Annotated in this window: 24 protein-coding genes; 7 read left to right on the top strand and 17 right to left on the bottom strand. The window is 46.5% G+C overall.

Features of this window, described 5'->3' with window-relative positions:
- Nucleotides 1-72: 72 nt before the first annotated feature.
- From WJT86_RS05885 to WJT86_RS05870, 4 genes are all read right to left on the bottom strand, one after another.
- Nucleotides 73-942 (bottom strand): transporter substrate-binding domain-containing protein, encoded by an 870-nt coding sequence (locus WJT86_RS05885; RefSeq protein WP_346336596.1) that lies wholly within the window; start codon nucleotides 940-942, stop codon nucleotides 73-75.
- Between the two features lie 102 nt (nucleotides 943-1,044).
- Entirely contained in the window at nucleotides 1,045-1,761 is a 717-nt protein-coding gene (locus WJT86_RS05880) for an ABC transporter permease (RefSeq protein WP_346336595.1), read from the bottom strand.
- Nucleotides 1,762-1,764: 3 nt separating this feature from the next.
- Entirely contained in the window at nucleotides 1,765-2,478 is a 714-nt protein-coding gene (locus tag WJT86_RS05875) for an ABC transporter permease (RefSeq protein WP_346336594.1), read from the bottom strand.
- A gap of 51 nt (nucleotides 2,479-2,529) precedes the next feature.
- On the bottom strand, nucleotides 2,530-3,945 hold the full coding sequence (locus tag WJT86_RS05870) for a M20 family metallopeptidase (protein ID WP_346336593.1): 1,416 nt from the start codon (nucleotides 3,943-3,945) through the stop codon (nucleotides 2,530-2,532).
- Nucleotides 3,946-4,254: 309 nt separating this feature from the next.
- Between WJT86_RS05870 and WJT86_RS05865 the strand changes: the two genes are divergently transcribed.
- Nucleotides 4,255-4,962 (top strand): LuxR family transcriptional regulator, encoded by a 708-nt coding sequence (locus WJT86_RS05865; RefSeq protein WP_346336592.1) that lies wholly within the window; start codon nucleotides 4,255-4,257, stop codon nucleotides 4,960-4,962.
- A 4-nt stretch (nucleotides 4,963-4,966) separates the two neighbouring features.
- Here WJT86_RS05865 and WJT86_RS05860 read toward each other — a convergent pair whose 3' ends face one another.
- Nucleotides 4,967-5,269 carry a transcriptional repressor TraM gene (locus WJT86_RS05860; RefSeq protein WP_346336591.1) on the bottom strand — a complete coding sequence of 101 codons (303 nt, stop codon included), beginning with the start codon at nucleotides 5,267-5,269 and terminating at the stop codon, nucleotides 4,967-4,969.
- A 99-nt stretch (nucleotides 5,270-5,368) separates the two neighbouring features.
- Entirely contained in the window at nucleotides 5,369-5,995 is a 627-nt protein-coding gene (gene traI, locus WJT86_RS05855) for an acyl-homoserine-lactone synthase (protein WP_346337053.1), read from the bottom strand.
- A gap of 320 nt (nucleotides 5,996-6,315) precedes the next feature.
- On the opposite strand from traI, the gene WJT86_RS05850 reads away from it, so the two are divergent.
- Nucleotides 6,316-7,014 (top strand): autoinducer binding domain-containing protein, encoded by a 699-nt coding sequence (locus WJT86_RS05850; RefSeq protein WP_346336590.1) that lies wholly within the window; start codon nucleotides 6,316-6,318, stop codon nucleotides 7,012-7,014.
- Between the two features lie 55 nt (nucleotides 7,015-7,069).
- On the opposite strand, the gene WJT86_RS05845 is transcribed toward WJT86_RS05850, so the two are convergent.
- From WJT86_RS05845 to WJT86_RS05835, 3 genes are all read right to left on the bottom strand, one after another.
- Nucleotides 7,070-7,648, bottom strand: a complete 579-nt coding sequence (locus WJT86_RS05845) for a general stress protein (RefSeq protein WP_346336589.1) — start codon at nucleotides 7,646-7,648, stop codon at nucleotides 7,070-7,072.
- Between the two features lie 46 nt (nucleotides 7,649-7,694).
- Nucleotides 7,695-8,009 (bottom strand): PepSY domain-containing protein, encoded by a 315-nt coding sequence (locus WJT86_RS05840; protein WP_346336588.1) that lies wholly within the window; start codon nucleotides 8,007-8,009, stop codon nucleotides 7,695-7,697.
- A 326-nt stretch (nucleotides 8,010-8,335) separates the two neighbouring features.
- Nucleotides 8,336-8,833 (bottom strand): YciE/YciF ferroxidase family protein, encoded by a 498-nt coding sequence (locus WJT86_RS05835; protein ID WP_346336587.1) that lies wholly within the window; start codon nucleotides 8,831-8,833, stop codon nucleotides 8,336-8,338.
- 301 nt (nucleotides 8,834-9,134) lie between these two features.
- Between WJT86_RS05835 and WJT86_RS05830 the strand changes: the two genes are divergently transcribed.
- A complete protein-coding gene (locus WJT86_RS05830) occupies nucleotides 9,135-9,740 on the top strand; it encodes a DUF2239 family protein (protein WP_346336586.1) in 606 nt (201 codons plus the stop codon).
- 56 nt (nucleotides 9,741-9,796) lie between these two features.
- Here the strand turns inward: WJT86_RS05830 and WJT86_RS05825 are convergent, their stop codons facing one another.
- The gene (locus tag WJT86_RS05825; RefSeq protein ID WP_346336585.1) at nucleotides 9,797-10,102 is read right to left on the bottom strand and encodes a DUF6678 family protein; all 306 of its coding nucleotides are present in this window, start codon (nucleotides 10,100-10,102) and stop codon (nucleotides 9,797-9,799) included.
- A gap of 234 nt (nucleotides 10,103-10,336) precedes the next feature.
- Here WJT86_RS05825 and WJT86_RS05820 point away from each other — a divergent pair, with 234 nt between their 5' ends.
- Entirely contained in the window at nucleotides 10,337-12,547 is a 2,211-nt protein-coding gene (locus WJT86_RS05820; RefSeq protein ID WP_346336584.1) for an ATP-dependent nuclease, read from the top strand.
- Nucleotides 12,522-14,447: a UvrD-helicase domain-containing protein gene (locus tag WJT86_RS05815; RefSeq protein WP_346336583.1), complete on the top strand. Its 1,926-nt coding sequence runs from the start codon at nucleotides 12,522-12,524 to the stop codon at nucleotides 14,445-14,447. The genes WJT86_RS05820 and WJT86_RS05815 overlap by 26 nt, the downstream gene beginning before the upstream one ends.
- A 119-nt stretch (nucleotides 14,448-14,566) precedes the next feature.
- Here WJT86_RS05815 and guaA read toward each other — a convergent pair whose 3' ends face one another.
- The 4 genes from guaA to guaB form a co-directional block, all read right to left on the bottom strand.
- Nucleotides 14,567-16,126 carry a glutamine-hydrolyzing GMP synthase gene (gene guaA / locus WJT86_RS05810; RefSeq protein ID WP_346336582.1) on the bottom strand — a complete coding sequence of 520 codons (1,560 nt, stop codon included), beginning with the start codon at nucleotides 16,124-16,126 and terminating at the stop codon, nucleotides 14,567-14,569.
- Between the two features lie 160 nt (nucleotides 16,127-16,286).
- Nucleotides 16,287-17,588: an RsmB/NOP family class I SAM-dependent RNA methyltransferase gene (locus WJT86_RS05805; protein WP_346336581.1), complete on the bottom strand. Its 1,302-nt coding sequence runs from the start codon at nucleotides 17,586-17,588 to the stop codon at nucleotides 16,287-16,289.
- A gap of 14 nt (nucleotides 17,589-17,602) precedes the next feature.
- Entirely contained in the window at nucleotides 17,603-18,016 is a 414-nt protein-coding gene (locus WJT86_RS05800; protein ID WP_346336580.1) for an MAPEG family protein, read from the bottom strand.
- A gap of 66 nt (nucleotides 18,017-18,082) precedes the next feature.
- Complete coding sequence (gene guaB / locus WJT86_RS05795; RefSeq protein ID WP_346336579.1) at nucleotides 18,083-19,576, bottom strand: IMP dehydrogenase; 1,494 nt, start codon at nucleotides 19,574-19,576, stop codon at nucleotides 18,083-18,085.
- A gap of 270 nt (nucleotides 19,577-19,846) precedes the next feature.
- Between guaB and WJT86_RS05790 the strand changes: the two genes are divergently transcribed.
- Together WJT86_RS05790 and WJT86_RS05785 are read left to right on the top strand one after the other, a co-directional pair.
- On the top strand, nucleotides 19,847-21,244 hold the full coding sequence (locus WJT86_RS05790) for an MFS transporter (protein ID WP_346336578.1): 1,398 nt from the start codon (nucleotides 19,847-19,849) through the stop codon (nucleotides 21,242-21,244).
- A 224-nt stretch (nucleotides 21,245-21,468) separates the two neighbouring features.
- Nucleotides 21,469-22,299 carry an aldo/keto reductase gene (locus WJT86_RS05785; RefSeq protein WP_346336577.1) on the top strand — a complete coding sequence of 277 codons (831 nt, stop codon included), beginning with the start codon at nucleotides 21,469-21,471 and terminating at the stop codon, nucleotides 22,297-22,299.
- A 37-nt stretch (nucleotides 22,300-22,336) separates the two neighbouring features.
- Here the strand turns inward: WJT86_RS05785 and WJT86_RS05780 are convergent, their stop codons facing one another.
- From WJT86_RS05780 to efp, 3 genes are all read right to left on the bottom strand, one after another.
- Nucleotides 22,337-23,047 (bottom strand): RlmE family RNA methyltransferase, encoded by a 711-nt coding sequence (locus WJT86_RS05780; RefSeq protein WP_346336576.1) that lies wholly within the window; start codon nucleotides 23,045-23,047, stop codon nucleotides 22,337-22,339.
- A 2-nt stretch (nucleotides 23,048-23,049) separates the two neighbouring features.
- The gene (locus WJT86_RS05775; RefSeq protein WP_346336575.1) at nucleotides 23,050-24,144 is read right to left on the bottom strand and encodes a Ppx/GppA phosphatase family protein; all 1,095 of its coding nucleotides are present in this window, start codon (nucleotides 24,142-24,144) and stop codon (nucleotides 23,050-23,052) included.
- A 123-nt stretch (nucleotides 24,145-24,267) separates the two neighbouring features.
- Nucleotides 24,268-24,834 carry an elongation factor P gene (gene efp / locus WJT86_RS05770; protein ID WP_346336574.1) on the bottom strand — a complete coding sequence of 189 codons (567 nt, stop codon included), beginning with the start codon at nucleotides 24,832-24,834 and terminating at the stop codon, nucleotides 24,268-24,270.
- Between the last annotated feature and the right edge of the window lie 22 nt (nucleotides 24,835-24,856).

The raw sequence follows: 24,856 nt of genomic DNA, 5'->3' as shown, positions 1-24,856 counted from the left end.
GGCCCCATCAATTCCTTACGCACTGGCGTATAAAAAATGGGCGGATAAACCGCCCATCTATTTATTCTGAATTTATTTAGATGCCTTTGGCGTAATATCAAAGCCAAACCATTTTTCAGACAATCTCTTGATTGTACCATCTGCAATGGCTGCATCAATTGCCGTATTGAACATATCCCGCAGCTCGGTATCTTCTTTACGGAAGCCTGCGCCTGTGCCCGGCCCAATGATATCACCACCGTGGAAACGTGGCCCTGCGAGAACCATTTCTGAATTAGAAGGCTTTTTCATAACAGCTGCCAGATAACCGCGAGAGGCCATGACAGCATCAAGACGACCGGCTGCGAGATCAAGGTCATGCTGCTCTGTCGTCTTATATTCACGAAGTGTAATAATGTCCTTGAAATACTCACTGAGGAAGCGTGAGGCGATCGAAGCTGTCTGAACACCGATTGTCTTGCCTTTCAGGAAAGGCTTCAGGTCTTCAATAGCTTTTTTGTATGTGGCTTCATCACCAGAAAGAACGATCAGCTCGTTTGCATAAGGCATCTTCTCCAGGTCACTTCCCTTCGCAACAGCGAAAGCCTGCCCAACCCCACCGTAAGAGTGGGAGAAGTTGATGACTTCTTCACGCTTCTTGGTGATGGACATACCAACCATGAAGACGTCAAACTTACCAGCCTGAAGTGCTGGAATCTGTCCATCAAACGACTGGGAAACAAAAGTGCATTCAAGCTTCAGACGTGCGCAGATATCCTTAGCCAGATCAATTTCATACCCATCAAGCGTACCATCTGGACGTGTCAGGTTGTAAGGAGGGAATGCCCCTTCAGTACCAATAACAATCTTGGTCCATTTTTTGCCTTCAGCCATGGCTGGAAGAGCCGTAAAACTGGCAATTGCAGCCATTGCGGCAAAAAATACCGTTGCTAGCTTTTTCATTGTGTTGTCCCTCTTGAGATTTTTATTTCAGTTAATTGATAACCTATTGACGGATAACGTCAAATGAGAAGCATCAATTTCTGATATAACAATGCTGATTTTCTAGGCAGCACTGCTGCTTAGAATAGCAGACGGAGGCTGACGCAGATGTGGAGACAGCCAGTATTCCATGGCCCCCAGAATACGTGTCAGAACAAAATTGATTGCAAGATAGATTGCCCCTGCAATCACAAACACTTCAATCGCCCGGAAGGTCTCTGAGATAATACTGCCTGCAACGCCTGTAATCTCCATAATCGTCACTGTGGAAGCAAGCGATGTTGCCTTGATCATTGAGATCATTTCATTGCTGTAAGCTGGCAGTGCCTGACGAATGGCAAGGGGTAATGTAATGCGACGGAAAATCATTAAACGGGACATGCCACAAGCTCTTGCAGCCTCAACCTGCCCATGAGGGACAGACAACAGCCCGCCTCTGAATATCTCGCTGGAATAAGCGGCAGTATTCATGACCAGCGCCAGAATGGCACACCAATATGGCTCACGTAAGAAAGGCCACAAGAAGCTTTTCTTAATCAGCATGAACTGGCCAAGGCCATAATAGATCAAGAATATCTGGACCAACAGAGGGGTCCCACGAAAGACAAAAACATATGCGCGTGCCGGCCAATCAAGAATGGCATAGCCAGAAACCCGCATCAGGGCGAGTATCATGGCAAAAAACGCACCAATCGATATACCGATAGCAGCCAGCTGCAATGTCAGCGGCAAAGCCCCAAGCAGGCGAACAAAGGTTTCATAGGTGAAGGAGGTATCCATTTCTTATCTCCTTACACCACGAGATAATCTGCGTTCAGATAACTGAAGCAGAAAACCGGAAATCGTTGAAATACCGAGATAAGCCGCAGCAGCCAGCATATAGAAGTTGAACGGCATGCCGGTTGAACCTGCAGCCAGCTGTGTCTGGCGCATCAGTTCAATGATACCTACAGCAGAAACAAGCGCAGATTCTTTCAAGACGATCTGCCAGACATTGCCGAGGCCCGGCAAAGCATGTCGTAATGTTAACGGCATAATGATACGGCGAAAGCGTGTAAATCGGCTCATACCACATGCAAGGGCAGCTTCAATCTCCCCTTTATGGACAGCATTGAAAGCGCCACGAAAGACTTCTGTATGCTGAGCCCCGGCACATATCCCGATTGCCAATGAGCCTGCCAGGAATCCGGGAAAGCCGAGTGTACCCTCAACATTCAAAAACTTACCAAGCGCAGAAATCGCGGCAGTCCCGCCGTAATAGAATAGGAAAATGACAAGAAGCTCGGGGATTGCACGCAAAACAGTCGTATAGGCATCAGCAACACTACGGGCAATATAGCCACCAGAAAGCTTGGCCCACGCGCCAAAAATACCAATAAAAGCCCCAATGAAGAACCCGGCAACAGCAAGGCAAATCGTCATTGCGACACCGATGAGCAGAGGCTTACCGTATCCGGTTGAAAAGCTGATCATTTCAAGGAAGCTGTAGTGATACATTAACCCCGTACCTGCTTCGCGCTCTGCTTTAACATAAGTTTCTCACTCATCTTACTTTTCCGGAATGGCAGGCTGAACATCATCCGGGAGTGGATTGATGAATTGAACCCCATCAAGTCTTTTATCAAAGTCACTCTTTGCCTGCGCGATATACTCAGGATTACAGATCAGATCGACAGCTGTTGCTGCCATAACCTTTGCTGCATGTTCCATACCTTTATGGGCTGCAGGTAACTTACCCTGCGCAACCAGTTGCCAGGAATGCCCGGGCGTACCAATTGCAAAAGTTGCGCCACGCATCTGCACCGTTGGCACGACCCAACTGACCGTTCCAACATCTGTTGAGCCAACAAAATTGTCATCCCCAACACCCAATGGAATGATTGTATCGCATAGGGAAAGGTCTTTGCAAACCGGCTGACCAAATCGCGCGAAGGATGATCGGATATCCTCTTCCGAAAATGTCTTCTGAAACTCGGCCGCCTTACGCTTGTCTGCATCATCAAAGACGGGTGGTCCAAGTCTTTCCAGATGTTTGTGCATCAATTCTTCAAGTGGCGTATTGCCAATCAGATTGGCATCTCCGCTGACAACATGACTGCTGACACTTGTTTCTGTCATGAGCGCGGCACCATCTGCAATTTTGCGAACGCGGGCCACAAGCTCCATCAGCTCAGGCAACGTTTTAGCACGCACCAGATGACGCACAACCGCACGGGCCTGTACAACATTTGGAGCGTTTCCGCCACTATCTGTTATGGCGTAATGAATACGTGCAGATGATGGCATATGCTCGCGCATATAATTGACACCGATATTCATCAGCTCGACAGCGTCTAGTGCACTGCGGCCAAGATGCGGTGTTGCAGCGGCATGTGAAGCGCGGCCATTAAACTGGAAACTGATTTCACAGCAGGCAAGTGACACAGGCTTGTTCACTCCTGCGAAGGCCGCAGGATGCCAGCAAATCGCCACATCAACATCGTCAAACAGGCCGGCCCGAACCATAAAACCTTTAGCTGAACCGCCCTCTTCTGCCGGACATCCGTAATAACGAACACGCCCCTTGATACCATTTGCAGCAAGATAGTCTTTAACAGCAGTGGCTGCCATTAAAGAGCCCGTACCAAGCAGATTATGCCCGCAGCCATGACCGTGTCCACCGTCAACAAGTGGTCTCTCAACAGCAACACCAGCCTCCTGACTAAGCCCTGGCAGTGCATCGTATTCACCAAGAATTGCGATAACGGGGCCACCTTCACCGGCTTCTCCGACAAGAGCTGTCGGCATTCCGGCAACTCCGATTTGCGTGCGAAAGCCCTCGTGATCAAGAATTCTGGCGTGTTCTTGTGCGGAAAGATATTCTTCGAAATTTGTTTCAGGGGTGTCCCAGACCTGATCACTCAGAGCAAAAAAAGCATCCCGCTTTTGCTCAACGAGATCCCAAACGTCATTTGAATTTTTCATAGACCCCACACCTGCTGCCATTTGACAAGCGTACAACTTAGGCTGGGCCTTCTATACAGGCAATAGTAATTTTCTTATTTTTTACCCTACCCACATTGTTTAAAGCCAAGAAAATTATTCTCTAAAAGTGAAAAATAAAGCTGTGATATGACGAAAGAAATTCAAATATATACCCATAAAATATGTAGAAAATTTTTATAAGGAATTTGCAAGCATTTTTATAAAATGCTCAATCAGTAAGAGTAGAAGCCTTCATATCTGCACAAAAGAGGCATACATCGCGTAAAAAGCAGAAATACAGGAGTCAGTATGACCCCATTTGCCTTTGACGAACTCGTGGAGGCGCTGAACGGTGGCTGCGACAAGCGCGTCATCATGGTAGCTCTGCGTGACTTTGCCCATGCATACCGTTGTGAGTGGTTTGCTTATGTTGATCTGGCTGGCAGTGATATCCAGATTTTTTCAAACTACCCCAAAGAATGGCAGTCCCATTATCTTGCGGAAGGCTACTCCCTGATTGATCCGGTCATTATGACGGCTAAAAATCATATTGCTCCCTTTGTCTGGGATGAGCAGACCCTCAGCCATAACCTTTCAAGAAAACAGAAACAGTTTTTAAAGGAAGCCAAGAAATTCGGCATCCAGTCTGGATTATCAATTCCTGTTTATGCCGGTTTTGGACGCACGGCCCTCCTCACTCTGGCAACCAGCAATTCTGCCGAGAAGCTCCCCTTCGTCAAAAACCCTTATCAGGCAACGGCAGCAGCGACATACCTGCATATCTACCTGCAATTAATAATGACAGGTGCCTTAGTCGGTAAGAAATACAGCTTAACAGCAAGACAACTGACCTGCCTGCGGTGGGCGGCAAACAACAAGACAAACAGCGAGATAGGGCAAATCCTGAATATTGGTGAAAGCGCAGTCAGACAGCACCTGAACAATGCCAAGGAAACTCTTGGAGCCGGAGGTATTAAAAACGCAATCTATATTGCCACTAAAAATTTTCTGATTTGATGCGTTAATGGCCCATTGTGCTGATCTTCGGAATATAACCAAGCTTATTCAGCATTTTATTGAGCTCATCCTGCTGAAACTGCATTTCAATCATTGCTTTGAGGTAATTGATTTGCAGCTGAGAAAATATCTCGTCAGTTAGTGGCACCTTCTGCTGATAGGCATACTGCAGATTCTCATAAGCCTCATCTGCGCTAGCGGCTAATCTGCGATGCTCCTGTAGGGCAACTCTTGCCTTGTCTTCCAGATCAGAAGCTGTGTGCTCATCATTATCATTGGATGCTTCTATATTCGTTATTTTTTTCATTATTTATATCTTCTGCCACAACGCAACAGAACCAGAAATAAGGTGTTTCCATTGGTAGAGGGACTTAGCAATGGGTTTCCCCATTGCTAAGTATTGAAATCAGGCTGCAATCTTGCTTGGAACAGACAGATCAGACCAATATCCTTCGGGTCTGAGCTTGTTGAAGCTTTCCATATCAGCCGGTAACGTACCGGCAATTGCCGTTGTTACGCCTATCTCAAGGGGTTCACCAATGCGCTGCAACGGCCATCGGCTAATTCCCAATATTCTTTCAAAGCGCAGATCTGTAACGGTCATGATTTCGCTGATGCTGTTCTTCATGCACCATTCAATGATACCGGCGAACATCATATTCGTCATTTTGTTAGCCCACTGGCGGGATGAGGCAACAGGCAGTGTTGTATCGACACAAAACCGGGAACTCTCAACCATTGCTTTATGCGGATGATAAAGTCCCTTGCCAATCAGCTGCGGGAATGTCACCTCAAGCATTGTCGGGCCGAGGGCCGGTAACAGTCGTGCACATCCAGCCACCGTTCCGTCATTGAGAACACAAACAATATAGGTGGGATCAAGCTCATCAAAAGCATCAAACTCGCGGCCATTTTCAACCGCAACTTCCCATCCAAGACGCCCCAGGAATACTTTTGCCCTGAGCTGATACATCTGCTCCAAATAATTTTGGTACTGATCAGAATTCTTTTTATTTATTGCTATGACTCGCATCATACCTCTCCGGTTGGTTTGCACCTTGAGAGAAGCATGGCGTTCAGTTTTATGGCACTGTCAGAAACGACAGTTCAAAATTGAACGATTGTCCAATCTAGAAATAGAATATATTTCTAGTTTAGATCATTTCATTTTAAAATAAACAACAACAACTACGTGACGACTATTTAAAACTCACTTTCTGATTTTTATTGGACAGTCTTGATTGAATACGGTCTTTCTTTTACACGAAAGTTGCAAAATTAAACAAAATTATAGTTGAAAATTTTCTTATCTTAATTTATTAAAAACTCAGATAAGCAACAGGATGATGCTGCATGAATACAGCATTCGAACATCTGATCGACTCTGTGGGCGCACCGATTTCAGAAACCGGTCTTAGGCACATTCTGCATAAATTTGCCTCAGAGTGTGGGTCGAAATACTTCTGTTACCTCGATATGAGGAATGGGGAGAACTTTGTCGTTTCCAATTATCCGAAGGAATGGCAAGGCATCTATTTCGAGAAAAACTATTTCCGGGTTGATCCTGTTGTCACGCAGGCCAAGCGTGGTTCCTATATTTACAACTGGGCCTCAGCAGATAACGAGAAGAACACATCCAGGGATGTTGCCAACTTCTTCGGAGATGCGACTGAATTTGGCATTCGTTCCGGTTTCTCAATTACCGTTCCAACAGGTTTCGGGCATAAAGCCATCATTACTGTTGCCTCTGATCTGAAAGATCTGTCAACAGCGCACACCATGAACCCGCAGCTTGCAATGGTCGCGGCAACCATGATCCATAAGTCACTGAATCATGGTGAAACAGACATAAAACGCGAGATCAACCTGACACCCCGTGAGGCAACCTGCCTGCGCTGGCTGTCAGAAGGCAAATCCATGCAGGAGATCAGTGATATTCTCGGCATTGGTGCACGCTCTGTGCGCTTCTATCTGGATGAAGCTAAAACCAAGCTCTCCGCAATTAATACGGTACAGGCCGTTTATATTGCCACAAGGTTGAATTTAATTTGACAAAATACAGGCGGCGCAATCAAGACGCCGCCTGTTTATATAATCTCAACACAGATTAGAGATAACGATTTCTCTCGCGATCAATCTCTTCATCTGTGTAAGGCTTGGCATTTGGATCAAATTTCTGCCAGCCATCATCAACATACTGCTGACGGCGTGCAGCAATATCAACACGATCCAAGCCTTTCAGAATAGCATCGGCTTCCGCATATTTTTCATCTGCAACGCGTGCAGTCACAATAGTACCACCGCGGCGGACACCCTCTGCGTAAAAATTAGCATCATCCTCGGACACACCAGATTCCGTCAGGGCGCCGATCAATCCGCCAGTGGCGCCACCAACAACCGCACCACCAACAGCACCCGCTAATGTGGAAGCCAGCCAGCCGGCTGCAACAACAGGACCAACACCTGGAATAGCCATAATTCCAAGGCCCGCAAGCAGACCACCTGCACCGCCAACAGCAGCACCTACGCCAGCTCCAATGCCAGCACCCTCACCAGCATTCGTTTCGTCTCCACTATGGTGTGAAACTATACTGATATCTGAGGATGGAATGCCAATGTCTTCAAGATCACTAACGGCATCCTGTGCCGTACTGTAATCATCGAATAAACCTGTTACCGTTCTCATTTGTACTCTCCTCACTAAACTTCAAATTTATGAATGCTTAAATTTTTTATTTCTTTGAGAATGTTATATTTCCCTGATAATCTAGCTTAAGCTTTACCTGGCCAACGCCCTCCATTGCCGTGGCTTCCCAAATTCCATCTTTATTAAGCCTTAAGCCAGAAACATTGGTATAACCCGCTTGCTCAAAGCGTTCCTTAGCCTGACTTTCAGTAAAGCTGTTTTCGCCCTTAACAGGCGCATCAGGGTTTTGATGATCAGGCTTAGAAACAGCAGGCATTTCAGGAGACCTAGTGTCTTGTGCCAGCGCCAGTGAAGGCGCAAGAATGCAAGCACTAGCGATAGCCAATATTTTCATATTCATATGGATGATCCTCATAATATTTTTCCAAAACACAAACAGTTAACGAAAACACAACTATTAAGTTCCAAATTAAAATATTAATTCTATTTAATGTGTATTATTTATGAAAAAAATATACTAAAAATAAAATTTCTATATCTTAAATTTGAATTATATTTTCAAATAAAAGTTATTACTATTCTTTTGAACATCTCAAGATGTAGAGTTCTTGATTATAAAATACGAGCAGCATCATTCACGCTTCTTCATATTGTTTGCTGTTTTTATGGGAAACGTGAAAGGCAAAAATTAAAGGTACCGGATTGCTCCGGTACCTGAATATAAAATTAAGCAGCAAGGGCTTTTCGGTTGACTGATGAATCTGCAAGCTTAGTCAGATCACTATCGGTTTGATACTCTTCCTTCAGCGTCTGATCCAACAGCTTGGCAGCATCTTTCAATCCGAGCTCTACAGCCCATCGTTTAAGCGTACCGTAACGGGCCATTTCATAGTGTTCAACAGCTTGAGCAGACGAAATCAAACCTGCATCAAGAGCCGGAGTATCCTTAAACTCTTCAATTATCTCTTCACCCTCAGCAATGATCCCTTCAATTGCATCACAGGTTTTGCCACGTGCCGGCTTTCCAATAATTTCAAAAATCTGCGTAAGGCGCTCAACATGGGTTTCCGTCTGCTCATGATGTTTTTCAAAAGCCGCCTTGAGATCATTAGATTGAGCAGCTTGCTTCATCTTGGGAAGAGTCTTAATAATTTTACGCTCCGCGTAGTAGATATCTTTCAAGCCATCATGAAACAGATCGTTCAATGTTTTCTCTTTGGGCATCCCTCTCTCCTCTACATAAAGATTGTTATTTAACTTGAGGACAACAGCCTGAGAGAGATCATGTTCCCTTATTTTTTAATCCGTTCGCTGCTGGCAAGGCAAAACCGGCACAGAAAATCATCCTGTTTTATTTTGTGACCTACTCTAACTAAACAACAAAACCGATACGGTAACTTTCATTTTTCACCCCCTAAAAAATAAATAATTTTACATATTATCTGCCTCATTATTTTATCCGGGTAATATTGACTTATATTTTTTACCCGGGTATTAATTCAGAATAAGTTTGAAAGTGAAAGCCATGTCTGAATTAATTACGAAACCCTGCACTGCCTTTAGAAACACCCAGCGCCTCTCGTCAGGCCCGTTGATCGAAGTTGCCATGGCTGTCAAAGCCGCACTCGAGGCCGATCAGACAGACACCATCCTTGTGTTTGATGATGCCAACGGCAAAGTTGTTGATCTCGATCTGCGCGGCACCAAGGCCGATATCATCACAAGATTATCCGCTCCACCGCAAGCCTCACCCAGCAACCGCCCACCGCGTCTGGCCGACCCGACACCAGTTGCCCCCAAAGGCCGCGGCCGCCCCAAGCTCGGCGTCGTCGCCAAAGAAATCACCCTCCTCCCCCAACAATGGGAGTGGCTCGCCACCCAACCCGGCGGCGCCTCTGTGACCTTGAGAAAACTGGTCGAAGAAGCCAAACGCAAAACCGCCATCCAAAACACCAAAGCCGCCCAGGAAGCCACCTACCGCTTCATGAGCGCCATGGCTGGCGATTTACCGGGCTATGAAGAAGCAACACGTGCGTTGTTTGCGGGTGATAGGGAAAGGTTGGAGATGGAGATTGCTAGATGGCCGGAGGATGTGAGGGAATATGTTATGAAGTTGGGGGTTAAGGGGTAAGTTCCGTTCATTCTACATACAATCAGGCTTAAAGCTCATTACCTAACCCGAGTATCTTATAAGTAATTCACTTCTGTTCCAGTCTCAACGTACCCAAATACGCGAAAACCATTTTCGGTACGTTCGCCTGGAACATGTATCTTTTTCAGTTGAGCTAAAACAGCCTGTTCCTGTTGGGCAGTCAAAACCTCAATTTCAACCCACTTTATGAACTCGTAACCTCCGTTACGAAAATGGTAAAACCACTCACCATCCCACGGTGACAGGTAATCTTTTTCAGTATCCAAAGTGCGCCACATGGGTGAAAGATCAGTAAGATTGTACATTGCCAATCTAAGCTCATCCCATTTGGTATTATTCATTACAGGATACATAAGGGGTATCGTGCCTCTAAGATTAAATTATGCCAAACAGACTTATGGTCTAAAGTGAATATTTGCCTCTGAAATTTAATATTTCACTCCTGACACATTATTTATTAACTTAAAATATCACCAAAAAACAGTCAGATAAAATATTAAAAATTAACGCATGTTGGAAAAATATTCCAAAAATAGTACCAATTGTATTCCGCACAGATTCGGGATCAGAATTAAATGCAAATCTCATCTTTAGGTCTCAAAAACTATCGCAGATTAGTTGATGTAAATCTGGTTCTAGATGACAAAAAAACCATCTTGGTTGGCGCAAACAATAGCGGAAAGACTTCTTGTATTAGCGCACTACACACATTTCTCGTCCGGCCTGACAACCTTCGAATGCGAGATATTCCTAAACAAAACTGGCAACAAATATCAAAGATTGGCCTTCTTTTGGAGAACGCTAAAGTTTCAGAAGAGGAATTGGAAGAAGCCAAAAAACAAATCACTTGTCTATTACCAAGCCTCGAGGTGAGGATCGCTGCATTGGCGTCTGAAGCGTATCGTGCCCGAGAAATTCTTCCAGATCTAGACTGGAATGGCGGACAACTTGGTGTGCGGATCATGTATGAGCCCGAAGATATCGAGGATCTAGCCGCAAAGTTCAGGCAGGCAAGAAGCGTTGTTTCCAGTCATTCAGATGTCAAGTTGTGGCCTAAATGTTTATTTGATTTTATAGAAAAAGGGCGCAACATTACAAAATATTTCAAGCAACGACATTATATTGTTTCTTTAGACATAGCATCTAGAAATATTGTTTCAGATTCAGATAAAGATAAATTACCTGATGGTTTTTTTGACCAACCAATTTCTTCATCAATATTAAAAAAATTAATCAGAGTTGACGTAATTTCTGAGCAACGGGGCCTTGGGTATGATGACGATGACTTTTTGAAAGGTCCTTATACAGAAAAACAACGCCTCAATAAGCTTCTACGTGACTATTACGATAGCTTTCTAAATCCTGACGACTTTCCAGAGGAAGACGACATTGAAGTACTCAAAATGCAGCAGAAAATGGAAACAGGGTTCACGCATCGCCTTACACAACAATTCGAGTCACCACTGAAAGAACTCGAAGATATGGGATATCCAGGAATCGGCGGAAATCCAACAGTAGAAATCACTGCTAAAATTAGCGGTACAGACGCTTTGAGGAAAACCTCTTCTGTAGGATATCGGTTCGATAAAAATAAAGATGAAAGTCTTCCGGAAAGTTATCTCGGCTTAGGATATCAAAACTTAATTTACCTTACATTTCGGCTGCTTGGCTTCCGTGACAAATGGATGAGGAAAGGAAAATCCATTTCTTCTGATGATGACTTGTCGGCAGAAATTGAACCTATTCACCTCGTTCTAGTAGAAGAACCTGAAGTAAACCTTCATGCCCAAGTACAGCGTGTGTTCATAGAGAAGGCTTATGGTACACTTAGAAATCATGAACTTCTTGGAAAGAAAAAGCTTTATAAAACCCAACTAATCGTCAGCACTCATTCTAGCCATATAATTAACGACATCGATTTTAAAAGTTTAAGATATTTCCAGCGACGTTGCGCTGGTGCTAATGTAAAGATGGATCATACCTCAGTTGAAAATATGTCAGAGCTTTTTTTAGCTGAAAAAGAAGAATTAAGCTTTGTTAGTAAGCATCTCAAACTAACACACTGTGATATCTTTTTTGCAGATGGTGTTATCTTCGTAGAAGGGCAAGCCGAGCGCCTTTTGATTCCCGAATTTATTAAAAATAACTACCCAAATCTTTCAAGAAGATATCTTTCAATTTTAGAAGTAAATGGTGCGCATACACATAAGTACAAGGCGCTAATTGAGAAGTTAGGAATCTCTACGCTTATTATTACTGACCTTGATACGCGAGGCCCTGATAATAAAAAGTGCCCTCCTAAGAAAAATTCTAACCAAACTACAAGCAATTATACATTAAATAGTTGGTATCCAAAGTTAAATCAAATTGATGATCTACTCAACCTTAAGAGTGAAGAGCATATAGCTAAAGATAGCAAAGCACCACTCTATGTGGCATTTCAAAAGGCGCATGCCATCAAAGGGATTGAAGTTTTTTCGCGTACTTTTGAGGATGCACTGATAGTTACGAATATTAACCATCCTCACTTTAAGAGCATCAGCGCTTTACAAAAAACTATCTACAATTCCGCAGTCAATAGCTCACGCATTGAGGACGACCTTTTCCAATACGTACAAGCTCTTGCAAAAGGTGATTTTGCATTCAATTGCCTACTCTACATATCTTCAGAAGTTAGTGAGAAATTTATTCCGCCAAAATACATAAGCTTGGGGCTTGAGTGGCTTGAACTACAACTGAAACCTATTCGGGAGATTGGAAATGATGCCCTCATATCTTCTGGCTGATACCAAACCGATTGATCATGACAGCCTGATAGACCTTAAAATTAAAGATTCTCTTCAGGTGGGAAATGGCAACAGTTTCATCACCTTTGCTGGCGCAGGCTCAGGTAAAACCTTTTCACTTAAGGAAGCGCTTAACTCCGTAAAGGAAAAGTACCATTCTGAGTTTTCTCAATTGGGAAAACAGGTCGCCGTTATTACCTTTACAAATAATGCGGCAGAGGAAATTCAAGATAGAGTCGAAAGACATCCGATATTTCATATTTCGACAATCCATAGCTTTTGCTGGCACGCTATACGTGCCTTCAATGATGATATACGACAATGGTTTTTAAAAACGATACCCGATGTACTAACCGACTTACGTGATCGTGAAATGCGCGGGCGTGCAGGTGTTGCCTCTGATACAAGAAAGAGAAACATCATACGCCTCACTGAGAAGCTTGAGTGGTTATCAACGCGACGCTCATTTGTATATGATCCTAACGGTATAAATTCGACACAGAATGCCTTATCCCACACCGAGGTTTTGAAGATTTTTGCAAGTTTTCTATCTACAAAACCGTTAATGGCTCAAATCTTACTAAACAAGTACCCATTCATATTTGTGGATGAGAGCCAAGATACAAATAAAGAGGTAATTAATGCGATCTTCGATTTTCAAGATAAATATCAATCAGAAGTAGTTGTAGGTCTTTTTGGGGACACCATGCAACGGATTTTCGGCGGAGGTGAACCCGAGTTGGGAATAACGACACCGAAAGGTTGGCTTGAGCTTGACAAAGAAATGAACCATCGATCGGGCAGACGAATTGTAGGATTAGGAAATGCTATTAGAAGAGAAGATGATGGCAGGCAACAATATGCTAAAGAAGGTGCAGCAAACGGCTTCATTCGGTTCTTTATATTCCCACAAGAGACTAAAGATAAGGAAAATATTGAAAAGGAAATAAGAGATTTTATGTCACAGTCTCTTCAGGATGCGGGATGGAGCATTCCAAACTCAAAAGACACTGCTGTTCTTTTACTTGAACATCGAATGGTGAGTAAGCGCTTAGGATTTTCCCAACTTTTAGATGCTCTTTCAAAATCATCTAATATTAGGGACCAACTGTTTGATGGCACCAACACTGAAGTAAATTTCTTCTCTCAAGTCGTTGCGCCGCTTGTGTCAGCCATAAATAAAAGTGAAAATTTTAAAGTTATGGCAATATTACGCGATAACAAATCTCCTCTGTTAGAAGAGGTCGTATTCAGCAATAACTTAGATGACCCTCTTTCTCCGGCTCGCACGGCTGTTAAGAAATTAAAAAACGTGATCACAGAAAAGACTGTTTCCTTTGGTGAAGTTCTATCTTTAATCAGCAATCAGAATTTATTGAAAATACCGAGAAAACTAGACGTTTTTGTATCTCAGAGAGCAAATTTAGACGATGTTGCAGCTGAAACCATAGATGAGCCAAACAGTGAGGATTATAGCAATGATGAGTTTGACGCTTGGGCGCTAGCGCTGGAAACACCCTTCTCTCAAATTTTTGGGTATCATGACTATGTTAATGAGAATGCAATCTACAGAACCCATCAAGGAGTAAAAGGTAATGAATTTGAGCGGGTGATGGTCATAATGGATGATGATGACGCAGGCGGGTTTATGTTTTCGTATGAACAGTATTTTGGTGCAAAACTTCCTAGTGCCGCCTCACGCGCCAGAGCTGATGCAGGAGAAGAAACTGGGATAGAGAGAACCCGTCGGTTATTCTATGTTACCTCAACTAGAGCTAAGAGTAGTCTTGCTCATGTTATCTATACTTCATCTCCAACTGCGGTTAAGGAGAACTTAATTCGCCGCGGCTTTGCGGCTAACGAGGAAATTCTAGGTTCGAATTTTGAAGTTATGGAATAATACTCTTGCTTATTTTGAAGACACGCTCTCAGAGAGCCTTTCTGATTTAAACATGCTAGTTAAAAGCCCGTAATGATACGGGCTTATTTTTATTCTTTGGCGTTTTACCAGGCGCCCAATCACTCCCACTCAATAGTCCCGGGAGGCTTGGAGGTGATGTCGTAGGTCACCCGGTTAATCCCCCGCACTTCATTGATAATACGGGTAGCAACGCGGCCGAGGAAGGCCATGTCGTAGGGGTAGAAGTCGGCTGTCATGCCGTCTGTTGAGGTTACTGCGCGCAAGGCGCAGGCGTAATCGTAGGTGCGGCCATCGCCCATGACACCGACGGTGCGGACGGGGAGCAGAACGGCGAATGCCTGCCAGATTTTGTCGTAGAGGCCGGCTTTGCGGATTTCATCGAGATAAACGGCATCGGCTTTGCGCAGAATGTCGAGCTTTTCGCGGGTGATTTCACCCGGGCAGCGGATGGCAAGGCCCGGTCCCGGGAATGGGTGGCGGCCAACGAAAATTTCTGGCAGGCCGAGCTCATAACCGAGCTTACGCACTTCATCCTTAAAGAGCTCACGCAGTGGCTCAACCAGCTGCATATTCATGCGCTCTGGCAGACCACCAACATTGTGGTGGCTCTTGATGGTGACAGATGGGCCACCTGTGAAGGAGACACTCTCAATCACGTCTGGGTAGAGCGTGCCCTGTGCAAGGAACTCAGCACCACCGATCTTCTTGGCTTCCTGCTCAAACACTTCAATGAACAGGCGGCCAATGGTCTTGCGCTTTACTTCAGGGTCTGAGACGCCAGCGAGCGCATCAAGGAACATATCCTGAGCCTGCACATGGACGAGCGGAATATTGTAGTGATCGCGGAACAGGGTCACGACCTGCTCAGCTTCACCGGCACGCAGCAGGCCGTGGTCAACGAAGACGCAGGTCAGCTGGTCGCCAATGGCCTCATGAATCAGGATAGCCGCAACGGATGAATCAACACCACCGGAAAGGCCGCAGATAACCTTGCCCTTGCCGACCTTGGCACGGATGCGTTCAATCTCTTCCTCACGGAAGGCCTTCATTGTCCAGTCACCCTGACAGCCGGAAATCTTGCGTACAAAGTTACGGATAAGGGCTGCACCCTGTGGGGTATGCACCACTTCCGGGTGGAACTGGGTGCCGTAATAACGGCGCTGTTCATTAGCGATAACTGCAAAAGGTGCATGCTCGGAAACCGCACAAATCTCAAAACCGTCTGGCAGCTTGGTGATACGGTCACCATGGCTCATCCAGACCGGATATTCTTCGCCCTTCTTCCAGACGCCTTCAAACAATGGGCTATCTTGCAGAACCTTAACCTCTGCGCGCCCAAATTCAGCCGCATGACCACCCTCAACTGCGCCGCCATTCTGCTCAGCCATCACCTGCTGCCCATAGCAGATACCGAAGATCGGAACGCCGGAATCAAAGATTTCCTGCGGGGCACGTGGTGAGTTGTCATCAGAGACGGAGGCAGGTGAGCCAGAAAGGATAACACCCTTTGGCTTCATCTCAGCAAAAGCTTTTGCGGCACTCTGAAACGGCACGATCTCTGAATAAACGCCTTCTTCACGAACGCGGCGTGCAATCAGCTGAGTAACCTGGGAGCCAAAATCAATAATGAGAATTTTATCGTGCTGTTGTGTAGTCATGATGGCTCCTTAACTTCTGCGGGCATAGCTGAGACAACGACGCTCTAAGACAATGTTAATGCCAGCGCAACCGGCATTAACGCGCATCAGGAGGTCATCACCTGAATTAAGTGCATTATCCACCCTCTTCCCCAGTTAAACCAGAGAATATGGGCTGAAATTACTTCTTCGCCCGGCGCTCAAGCACAGACACATAGAAGCCGTCTGTGCCCGTTTTAAGGGGCGACATCTGCAGGCCATGTTCTGTCTTGCGGAAGACCGGCTCAAGCCGTGACAGAAGCGCTCGCTCCAGCACCTCACCAGCCGGGACGCTTTTAAATTCCGGAGAACGTTCCAGAAATGCAGCAACGCTCTCGTCGTTTTCTTCAGGCAGCACTGAGCAGGTAATATAAACGATACGACCTTCCGGCTTGACCAGCTGGGCTGCACGGTCAAGAACAACCGCCTGATCATTGACACGAACCGATAAAGAACCGGGACGTAAGCGCCACTTGGCATCCGGGTTGCGACGCCATGTGCCGGTGCCGGTGCACGGGGCATCAACAAGCACGCAATCAATCTTGCCATCAAGGTCTGTTACGGCATCAGCACCACCGCGCGGCGTTCTGACCTGCACGTTACGTACCCCTGCCCGCTCAAGACGCGCATGGATAGGTGCTAAGCGACGCTGATCGGAATCGGACGCATAGATCTGGCCGCCATTGTTCATCTGGGCAGCCAGTGCCAATGTCTTGCCACCGCCACCGGCGCACAGATCAACAACCTGCTCACCAGCGTGCACAGCACTTAGCAAGGCCGCAAGCTGCGAGCCTTCATCCTGTATCTCAATCTCACCCTTGATGTATTCCGGCTCAGACTGGACAGCAGGCCCTCTCCTGTTCTCGGCAGGGATTGCCCGCAGACCAACAGGGGAATGTGATGTTGGCTCAAGCGCCAGATGCGCCAGAGCAGCATTCACATCATCACGGTTGGCTTTGAGTGTATTCACCCGCAGATCAAGCGGGGCACGATGGGTTAGCGCCTGCATTTCTGCTTCAACCTCATCACCAAAGATACGAACAAGCGATGCTTCTATCCATTCCGGGAAGTCACCGGCTACATGCAAAGGCGCACCCTTTAAGCCATCTTTTGCAAGGTTTTCACGCTCTTCAGCACTTAAAGGCTCAGGTGCGAAACGGGCACCAGAAAAATGGTCATCAATTGCTGCAACATCCAGATTTTTCTGAAGTTTCAGCATACCAAGCACTAACGATCGCGGCTCTTCATTGCCCATAAGCCAAGCGCTTGAGGCTTTGCGTCTCAGGGTATCATAGACAAGGCTAGCAATCGCAGCGCGGTCTTTGGAGCCAGCGAACCGATGCGACAAACCCCAGTCTTTCAGGGCATCCGTTGCCGGGCGGCGTCTTGCTGAAATGTCAGCAATCACTTCAATAGCAGCGGAAATATGAGCGGCTGGAGTCATTTAAATAAACTTTCTCACGCGAGTAAAAGCACAATCGCTAAGTGAATCCACATCAGAAGCAGAGCTAGCACCCCGATCAGATAGGCAGGCCCACGATATTTAACTTCATTATTGGTTGTATGGACACCCGCGTGCACAATACGGGAAATCACAAATATCCATGACAGAACAGCAAAGGCATAATCAATCTTGCTCGTCATGATAATCAGGATCATGACCACATAGAATAAGGGTGGAATTTCAAACTGATTATGGAAAGAGTTTGAAACTTTCTGTGTCTTTTCCGGCCATCTCACAGGATAGATCGGATCATATTCAACGAGGCCGGTTTTAATCGCAACGCCGCGCTCCTTACCCAGCCAGATTCCCAGAAAGAACGTCAATGCAACCTGAATGAAAACCGGAATAAGAAAAGCGGGAACTGACATATTAGCCTCTCAGAAAAGATAAATACCACCGGAGTATCCCCGGTGGTATTTTTAATTCAAGTACCCTTACATACGTGTTGGGTAATTCGGGCTTTCACGGGTGATCGTCACATCGTGGACGTGACTTTCACGAAGCCCGGCACTTGTAATGCGGACGAACTCTGATTTTTCCTTGAATTCAATCAGGTTCTTGGCACCAACATAACCCATGGATGCACGAAGACCACCAACCAGCTGATGCAGAACACCGGCCACAGGGCCCTTATAGGCAACCTGCCCCTCAATTCCCTCTGGCACCAGCTTCAGGGTATCGCGAACCTCTGCCTGGAAGTAACGGTCAGCAGAGCCACGTGCCATCGCACCAACAGACCCCATACCACGGTAAGCTTTGTAAGAACGGCCCTGATAGAGGAATGTTTCACCCGGTGTTTCATCAGTACCGGAGAGCAGCGAGCCAACCATCGCGCAGGATGCACCGGCAGCAAGTGCCTTTGCCAGATCGCCAGAGAACTTGATACCACCATCAGCGATAACATTAACGCCAGCAGCATCTGCCGCCTCAACGGCTTCCATAATAGCTGTCAGCTGCGGAACGCCAACACCGGCAACAATACGTGTTGTACAGATGGAACCCGGGCCAATACCAACCTTAACAGCATCGGCACCGGCATCAATCAGGGCTTTCGTGCCATCTCGTGTTGCAACGTTACCGGCAACGATCTGTACAGAGCTTGAGAGCTTCTTAACGGCCGTCACAGACTTCAAAACGCCTGCGGAATGCCCGTGAGCCGTATCGATGACCAGAATATCAACACCGGCGTCAATCAGCATCTGCGCGCGCTCAATACCCATCTGCCCTGTCGTGGAAGCAGCGGCTGCCAGCAGACGGCCTTTGCCATCCTTGGAAGCATTCGGGTAAGCAACCTGCTTTTCCATATCCTTGACAGTGATAAGACCGATGCAACGGTAGTGATCATCAACGACCAGAAGCTTTTCAATACGGAACTGGTGCAGCAGACGCTTGGCTTCATCCTGAGAGACGCCTTCACGAACCGTGATCAGACGATCCTTGGTCATCAGCTCCGAGACCTTCTGCTTCGGATCTTTCGCAAAACGCACGTCACGGTTTGTCAGAATGCCAACAAGCTTGCCGTTGCTGTCATTTGGGCCACGCTCAACAACCGGAATACCGGAGATGTTGTTTGCCTTCATAAGAGCAAGGGCGCTGGCTAATGTTTCATCCGGGTGAATGGTAATCGGGTTCATGACCATACCGGATTCGTACTTTTTGACCTGACGAACCTGCTCAGCCTGTTCTTCCGGCTCAAAGTTACGGTGAATGACGCCCAAACCACCATTCTGAGCCATGGCAATCGCCATCTGTGCTTCGGTCACAGTATCCATCGCAGAAGCGAGAATAGGCATTGCAAGGGAAATGGATTTTGTCAGAGTTGTTCCAACCTGCACATCAGCGGGCAAAACTTCTGAGAAACCCGGGCGCAAAAGGACGTCATCGAAGGTTAAACCTTCAGGAATTTTATCAACTGAAATGCGGGCCATGGCCAACTCCTAAACTAATTATTTTATCTTCCGGCAAGCAATCCGGAAACGGTATGAGTTGGCGATTGTCCGTAGCACGATGTTGTTAAATAGCCAAGGGGTCACAGCCTATTAATCGCAGTAATGCGACACAATACACATCACGTTCAGTTATGTTCTTGCCTAATGACATAAAAAACAGCTAGATATCAAACTGTTGTCTGGTCGATGGCGATAAAACACCATCTACACCTCTCAAGCCTCATTACCATTATATAGATTGCCTCCGGGATGCGTAAAGCGCGTATCATTCCCCTGACTGTTGCAACGGCGTTATTCATGGAAAACGTCGATGGGACAGTCCTATCAACATCCCTTCAAGCCATTGCTCAGGATTTTGGCATTCAGCCCTTATCACTCAAGCTGGCCTTGATGTCCTACATGATCAGTCTTGCCATCTTCATCCCGATTTGCGGATGGGTTGCTGATCGCTTTGGGGCAAAAACTGTTTTCCGCAGTGCCTTGTGCGTTTTCATTCTCGGCTCCATCGCCTGCGCTGCCGCAAACTCTCTTGAATGGTTTGTATTTGCTCGCTTCGTACAGGGCATGGGAGCAGCCATGATGGTGCCAGTTGGCAGATTGATTCTGCTGCGCAGCGTTCCCAAGGCCGAGGTTGTTTCAGCTCTTGCAACGCTCACCATTCCAGCGCTTGTCGGGCCCGTCATCGGGCCGCCATTGGGTGGCTTCATTACCACCTATTTCCATTGGCGCTGGATATTCCTGATCAATATTCCTGTTGCCGTTCTTGGCCTGGTTATGGCAACCATCTTCTTTGATAATCTCAAGGAAGACGACACACCGCCTCTTGATCTGAAAGGCTTTATTCTATCTGGCCTTGCACTCTCACTTGTCATGTTTGGCCTTGCAACCACCGGCGGTCATATGTTGCCGCTGGAGATATCAATAAGCTGTATTGTCATTGGCCTTGCATGTGGAATTGGTTATTTTATCCACTCACGTAATATTTTGAACCCGGTTCTGAAGATAAGCCTCCTGAAAGTCCAGACTTTCCGTTCCAGCGTTATTGGTGGCATGTTCTTCCGCATCGGTACAGGCTCTGTGCCTTTCCTACTGCCTCTCATGTTGCAGATTGGTTTTGGAATGAGTCCGGTTCAATCAGGCATGCTGACTTTTGTCGCCGCATTAGGCGCTCTGTTTACGAAAACAATTGGCGTCAAAGTGTTGCGCATAACAGGCTTTAAATGGCTATTGATTATTAATGCGTTTCTTGCGTCCGCTTTTCTAGCAGCGCAGGGCTTTTTCACCGTAACAACATCTCATTCCATTATTCTGACAGTTCTGTTTATTGGCGGGTGTTTCCGCTCAATGCAGTTCACCAGTCTCAATGCCCTCGCCTTTGCCGATATTTCAAAACGTGACATGAGCTATGCCACCAGCTTCTCGGCAATGATGCAGCAGCTGTCTCTCAGTCTTGGCGTGACAATGGGGGCCTTTGGCCTTGAAATGGCTCAACACATCCGAGGCGATCTGGAACTCCTGACAGAGGACTTCAAGATTGCTTTCCTTTTCGTTGCAGCAATCTCGGCAATCTCCGGATTCATCTTTATGCGGTTGCCGGCAAATGCAGGTGAAGAGATGTCCGGACACATTCACAATACGAGAAAATGATTCAAAGACATGGGTTATCTCTTTGAGAAATCAAGTGTTCTTGAACAAGTCTCTGTTCGAAAGCTGAGAAATTGATTCCGAAGACATCGGCAAGTGATTGAATTTTCTAAAATTTTACCCGTTGTGCGAAAGCTCATACTGAAACCTGTGTTCATTTGACTATATATAAGGCCTCAGTTTTTTAGCGCACTGACACTGGTCGGTACCACATAAAGGTGAAATCCATGTCTCCTATTCCAGCACTTAAATTCCATGATGGTCACAGCATTCCTCAGCTTGGACTCGGCGTCTGGCAAGTCGCAAATGAAGTTGCGAGCACTGCTGTTCAGGATGCAATCAAGGCAAACTACCGTCTGATTGATACAGCAGCAATTTATGGCAATGAAGAAGGTGTTGGTGAGGGTATCGCTAAAAGCGGCCTCAACCGTGATGAGCTCTTCATTACCACTAAAATCTGGAATACCCGTCACGGCTTTGATGAGACATTAAAAGCTTTTAATGAAAGCATGGACCGTCTTTCACTGGAGTATCTTGATCTCCTGCTCATTCACTGGCCTGTGCCCTCCACTGACCTCTATGTTGAGACTTGGAAAGCTTTTATCCGTCTTAAGGAAGAAGGACGCGTTCGCTCTATCGGTGTCTCTAATTTTACAGCGGCCCATCTGACACGCCTAATCGATGAAACAGGTGTGAAACCAGTTCTCAACCAAATTGAGTTGCACCCACGTCTCCAGCAAAGAGAAATGAGAGCTTTCCATGAAAAGCACGGCATTCTGACAGAAAGCTGGAGCCCCCTTGGCTCAGGCCGGTTGCTTGAAGATTCAACCCTCGTTGCCATTGCAAAAAAGCATAACAAGTCAGTCGCTCAGATCATTCTACGTTGGCATCTTGATAAGGGACTTATCGTCATTCCAAAATCTATTACGCCGAGTCGGATACAGGAAAACATTAATGTATTCGACTTCAAGCTGGATGCAGATGATCATGACGTGATTGATGCGATGGATGCAGGCACACGTTTTGGCCCTGACCCGGATACTTTTGTAGCCCCATAACAGTAAAAAAGCCCCGGAATAAAACCGGGGCTTTTTCTTATTCCTCATCCTGATCTTTATCCGGGCGGCCCCTAAACCCTGTCGCCAACACATAAAGTTCTGATGAATCCGCACGGCTTGCAGCAGGCTTCACATGGCGAACAACCGAGAAGTCTCTCTTCAAATCGTTCAGCAGGTCGTTTTCTGTTCCGCCCTGAAAAACCTTGGCAACAAATGCCCCACCGGGTGCCAGAATTTGACGGGCAAAATGCACTGCCGTTTCTGCGAGACCAATAATACGCAGGTGATCTGTCTTCTTATGACCTGTTGTATTCGCAGCCATATCTGACATCACAACATCAGCAGGCCCGCCCAGCATCTCAATCAGAATATCCGGGGCCTTATCATCCAGAAAGTCCAGCTGAATGAAATCAACACCTGGCATTGGCTCAATTTCAAGAAGATCGATACCAACGACCCTGCCCTTACCCTGCTTACTTCCAACCTCACGGGCTGCAATCTGAGACCAGCCTCCGGGAGCGGCACCCAAATCAACCACCCGCTGCCCGGGTTTGAATAACTTGAACTTATCGTTCATCTCAAGCAGCTTGTAAGCTGCACGTGAGCGATAGCCTTCGCTCTTCGCTTTCGCGACGAATGGATCATTCAGTTGCCGCTCAAGCCAGCGTTGAGAAGATAGAGTTCTTTTCTTCGCTGTCTTCAAGCGCTGCTTGAGTGATCTTTGTCCTGTTCCTGTTGTTTTACTCACCATCAGGCTCCCTGATGCCAGACACCGTCTTCACGCATCATCGTCATCAAGATACCTTCACGTAAGCCTCTATCGGCAATCCTGAGGAATCGTGAAGGGAATGTACGCCGTATCGCGTCCAGAATAGCACATCCTGCCAAAACAAGATCAGCCCTCTCTGTTCCGATACACGGATTTGCGACACGTTCTTCATAACTCATCTGAATGAGACGGTTGATAATATCAGTCATATCCTGCTCGGTCATCCAGAGACCATCAACCCGCCTACGGTCATATTTGGGAAGCCCCAGATAAATACCACCGAGTGTTGTCACTGTCCCCGACGTCCCTAGCAGATGAAAGTATGGCGCGTTCTCCGCTCCTTTTGCCTTTTCAGCAAATCCGGCAAGCTTCTCCGTAATACTCTCAACCATAGCTTCATAGCTTGCACGGGTTACATTATGGCCATCATATTCCTCTGCGAGAGAAACAACCCCGGCAGGTATCGAATCCCAGACCCTGATGTTGTCCTTTGGGTCAGCAAGAGGCCCGCCAAGCGTCCCCTCCAGCCAGGCAATCTCTGTTGACCCACCTCCAATATCAAAAATGATGCAGGATTCAGCCCGTGGATCAATCAGAGAAGCACATCCAGCAACGGCAAGGTATGCTTCGGTTTCATGATCAATAATTTCAAGCTCGAGCCCCAGCAGCTCTTCAACCCGCTTTGCAAATTCACGGCCATTCTTGGCACTGCGGCAGGCCTCTGTTGCAATCAGACGCGATCTGGTCACGTTACTGTTCTGCAATTTGCTCTTGCAGATCTGTAATGCCTGAAGCGTTCTCTCCATCGCTTCTTCGCTCAGATAATGGGTTTTACGCATTCCCTCACCCAGTCTCACAATACGAGAGAAAGAGTTGACAATCCGAAAGCCATTCTTGGAAGCGCGTGCAACAAGTAACCGGCAGTTATTTGTTCCAAGATCAAGGGCAGCGTAAACATTACCGCTTTCAGAATTCTTACGAATCCGACGGTGTCCAAGTCGCGGATGCCCAGCACGTCTGTCGGAAAAATTTCCGGCAGTCCGTCTGCTTTTCTTAAGGGCATCTTTTGAATTCATTACGCTTATATCATTCCGTCTGGAGCACCCAGACAGCCCAAAAGACACAATCGTCCATGCGATCATGCCCACAGTTCAAATGGGGCCCCGCATATGGTCAATACGCGGGGTGACAGGGGAAAATCAGTCTTTTGCGCGTTCGACGTAGGATCCGTCTTCCGTCATAATCACAACACGGGTACCCGTGGCGATGTGCGGAGGAACCATTGTACGCAGACCATTTGAAAGCACTGCAGGCTTATATGATGAAGATGCTGTCTGCCCTTTAACTGTTGGTTCTGTCTCAACAATCTCAAGGGTAACGCGCTGTGGCAGTTCAATAGCAATCGGAACGCCATTGTAAACTGACAGCATAACCGACATGCTTTCCTGCAGATAGACCTTGCTATCACCAAGAACATCTTCAGACACCTGTACCTGATCATAGGTTTCAGGATTCATGAAATGATGACCTTCTGCATCCGAGTACAGGAATGTGAATGGACGGTCTTCAACAAATGCGCGCTCAACCTGTTCTGTCGTACGGTAGCGTTCAGAGACCTTAACACCATCACTGATACGGCGCATATCAAGCTGAGTGACTGGTGTGCCCTTACCCGGGTGAATATTTTCAGCTGTGATAATGACATAGAGCTTGTCATCAATCTCAACAACGTTGCCTTTTCTGAGGGTGCTAGCTGCGACTTTCACGGTTTTATCCTTAAATTTTATC

Source organism: Hohaiivirga grylli, assembly GCF_039655745.1.
GTDB classification, from domain to species: domain Bacteria; phylum Pseudomonadota; class Alphaproteobacteria; order Rhizobiales; family Beijerinckiaceae; genus Hohaiivirga; species Hohaiivirga grylli.
The sequence above is the reverse complement of the archived record's forward strand: the minus strand, read 5'-3'. Positions and strand labels throughout refer to the sequence as shown.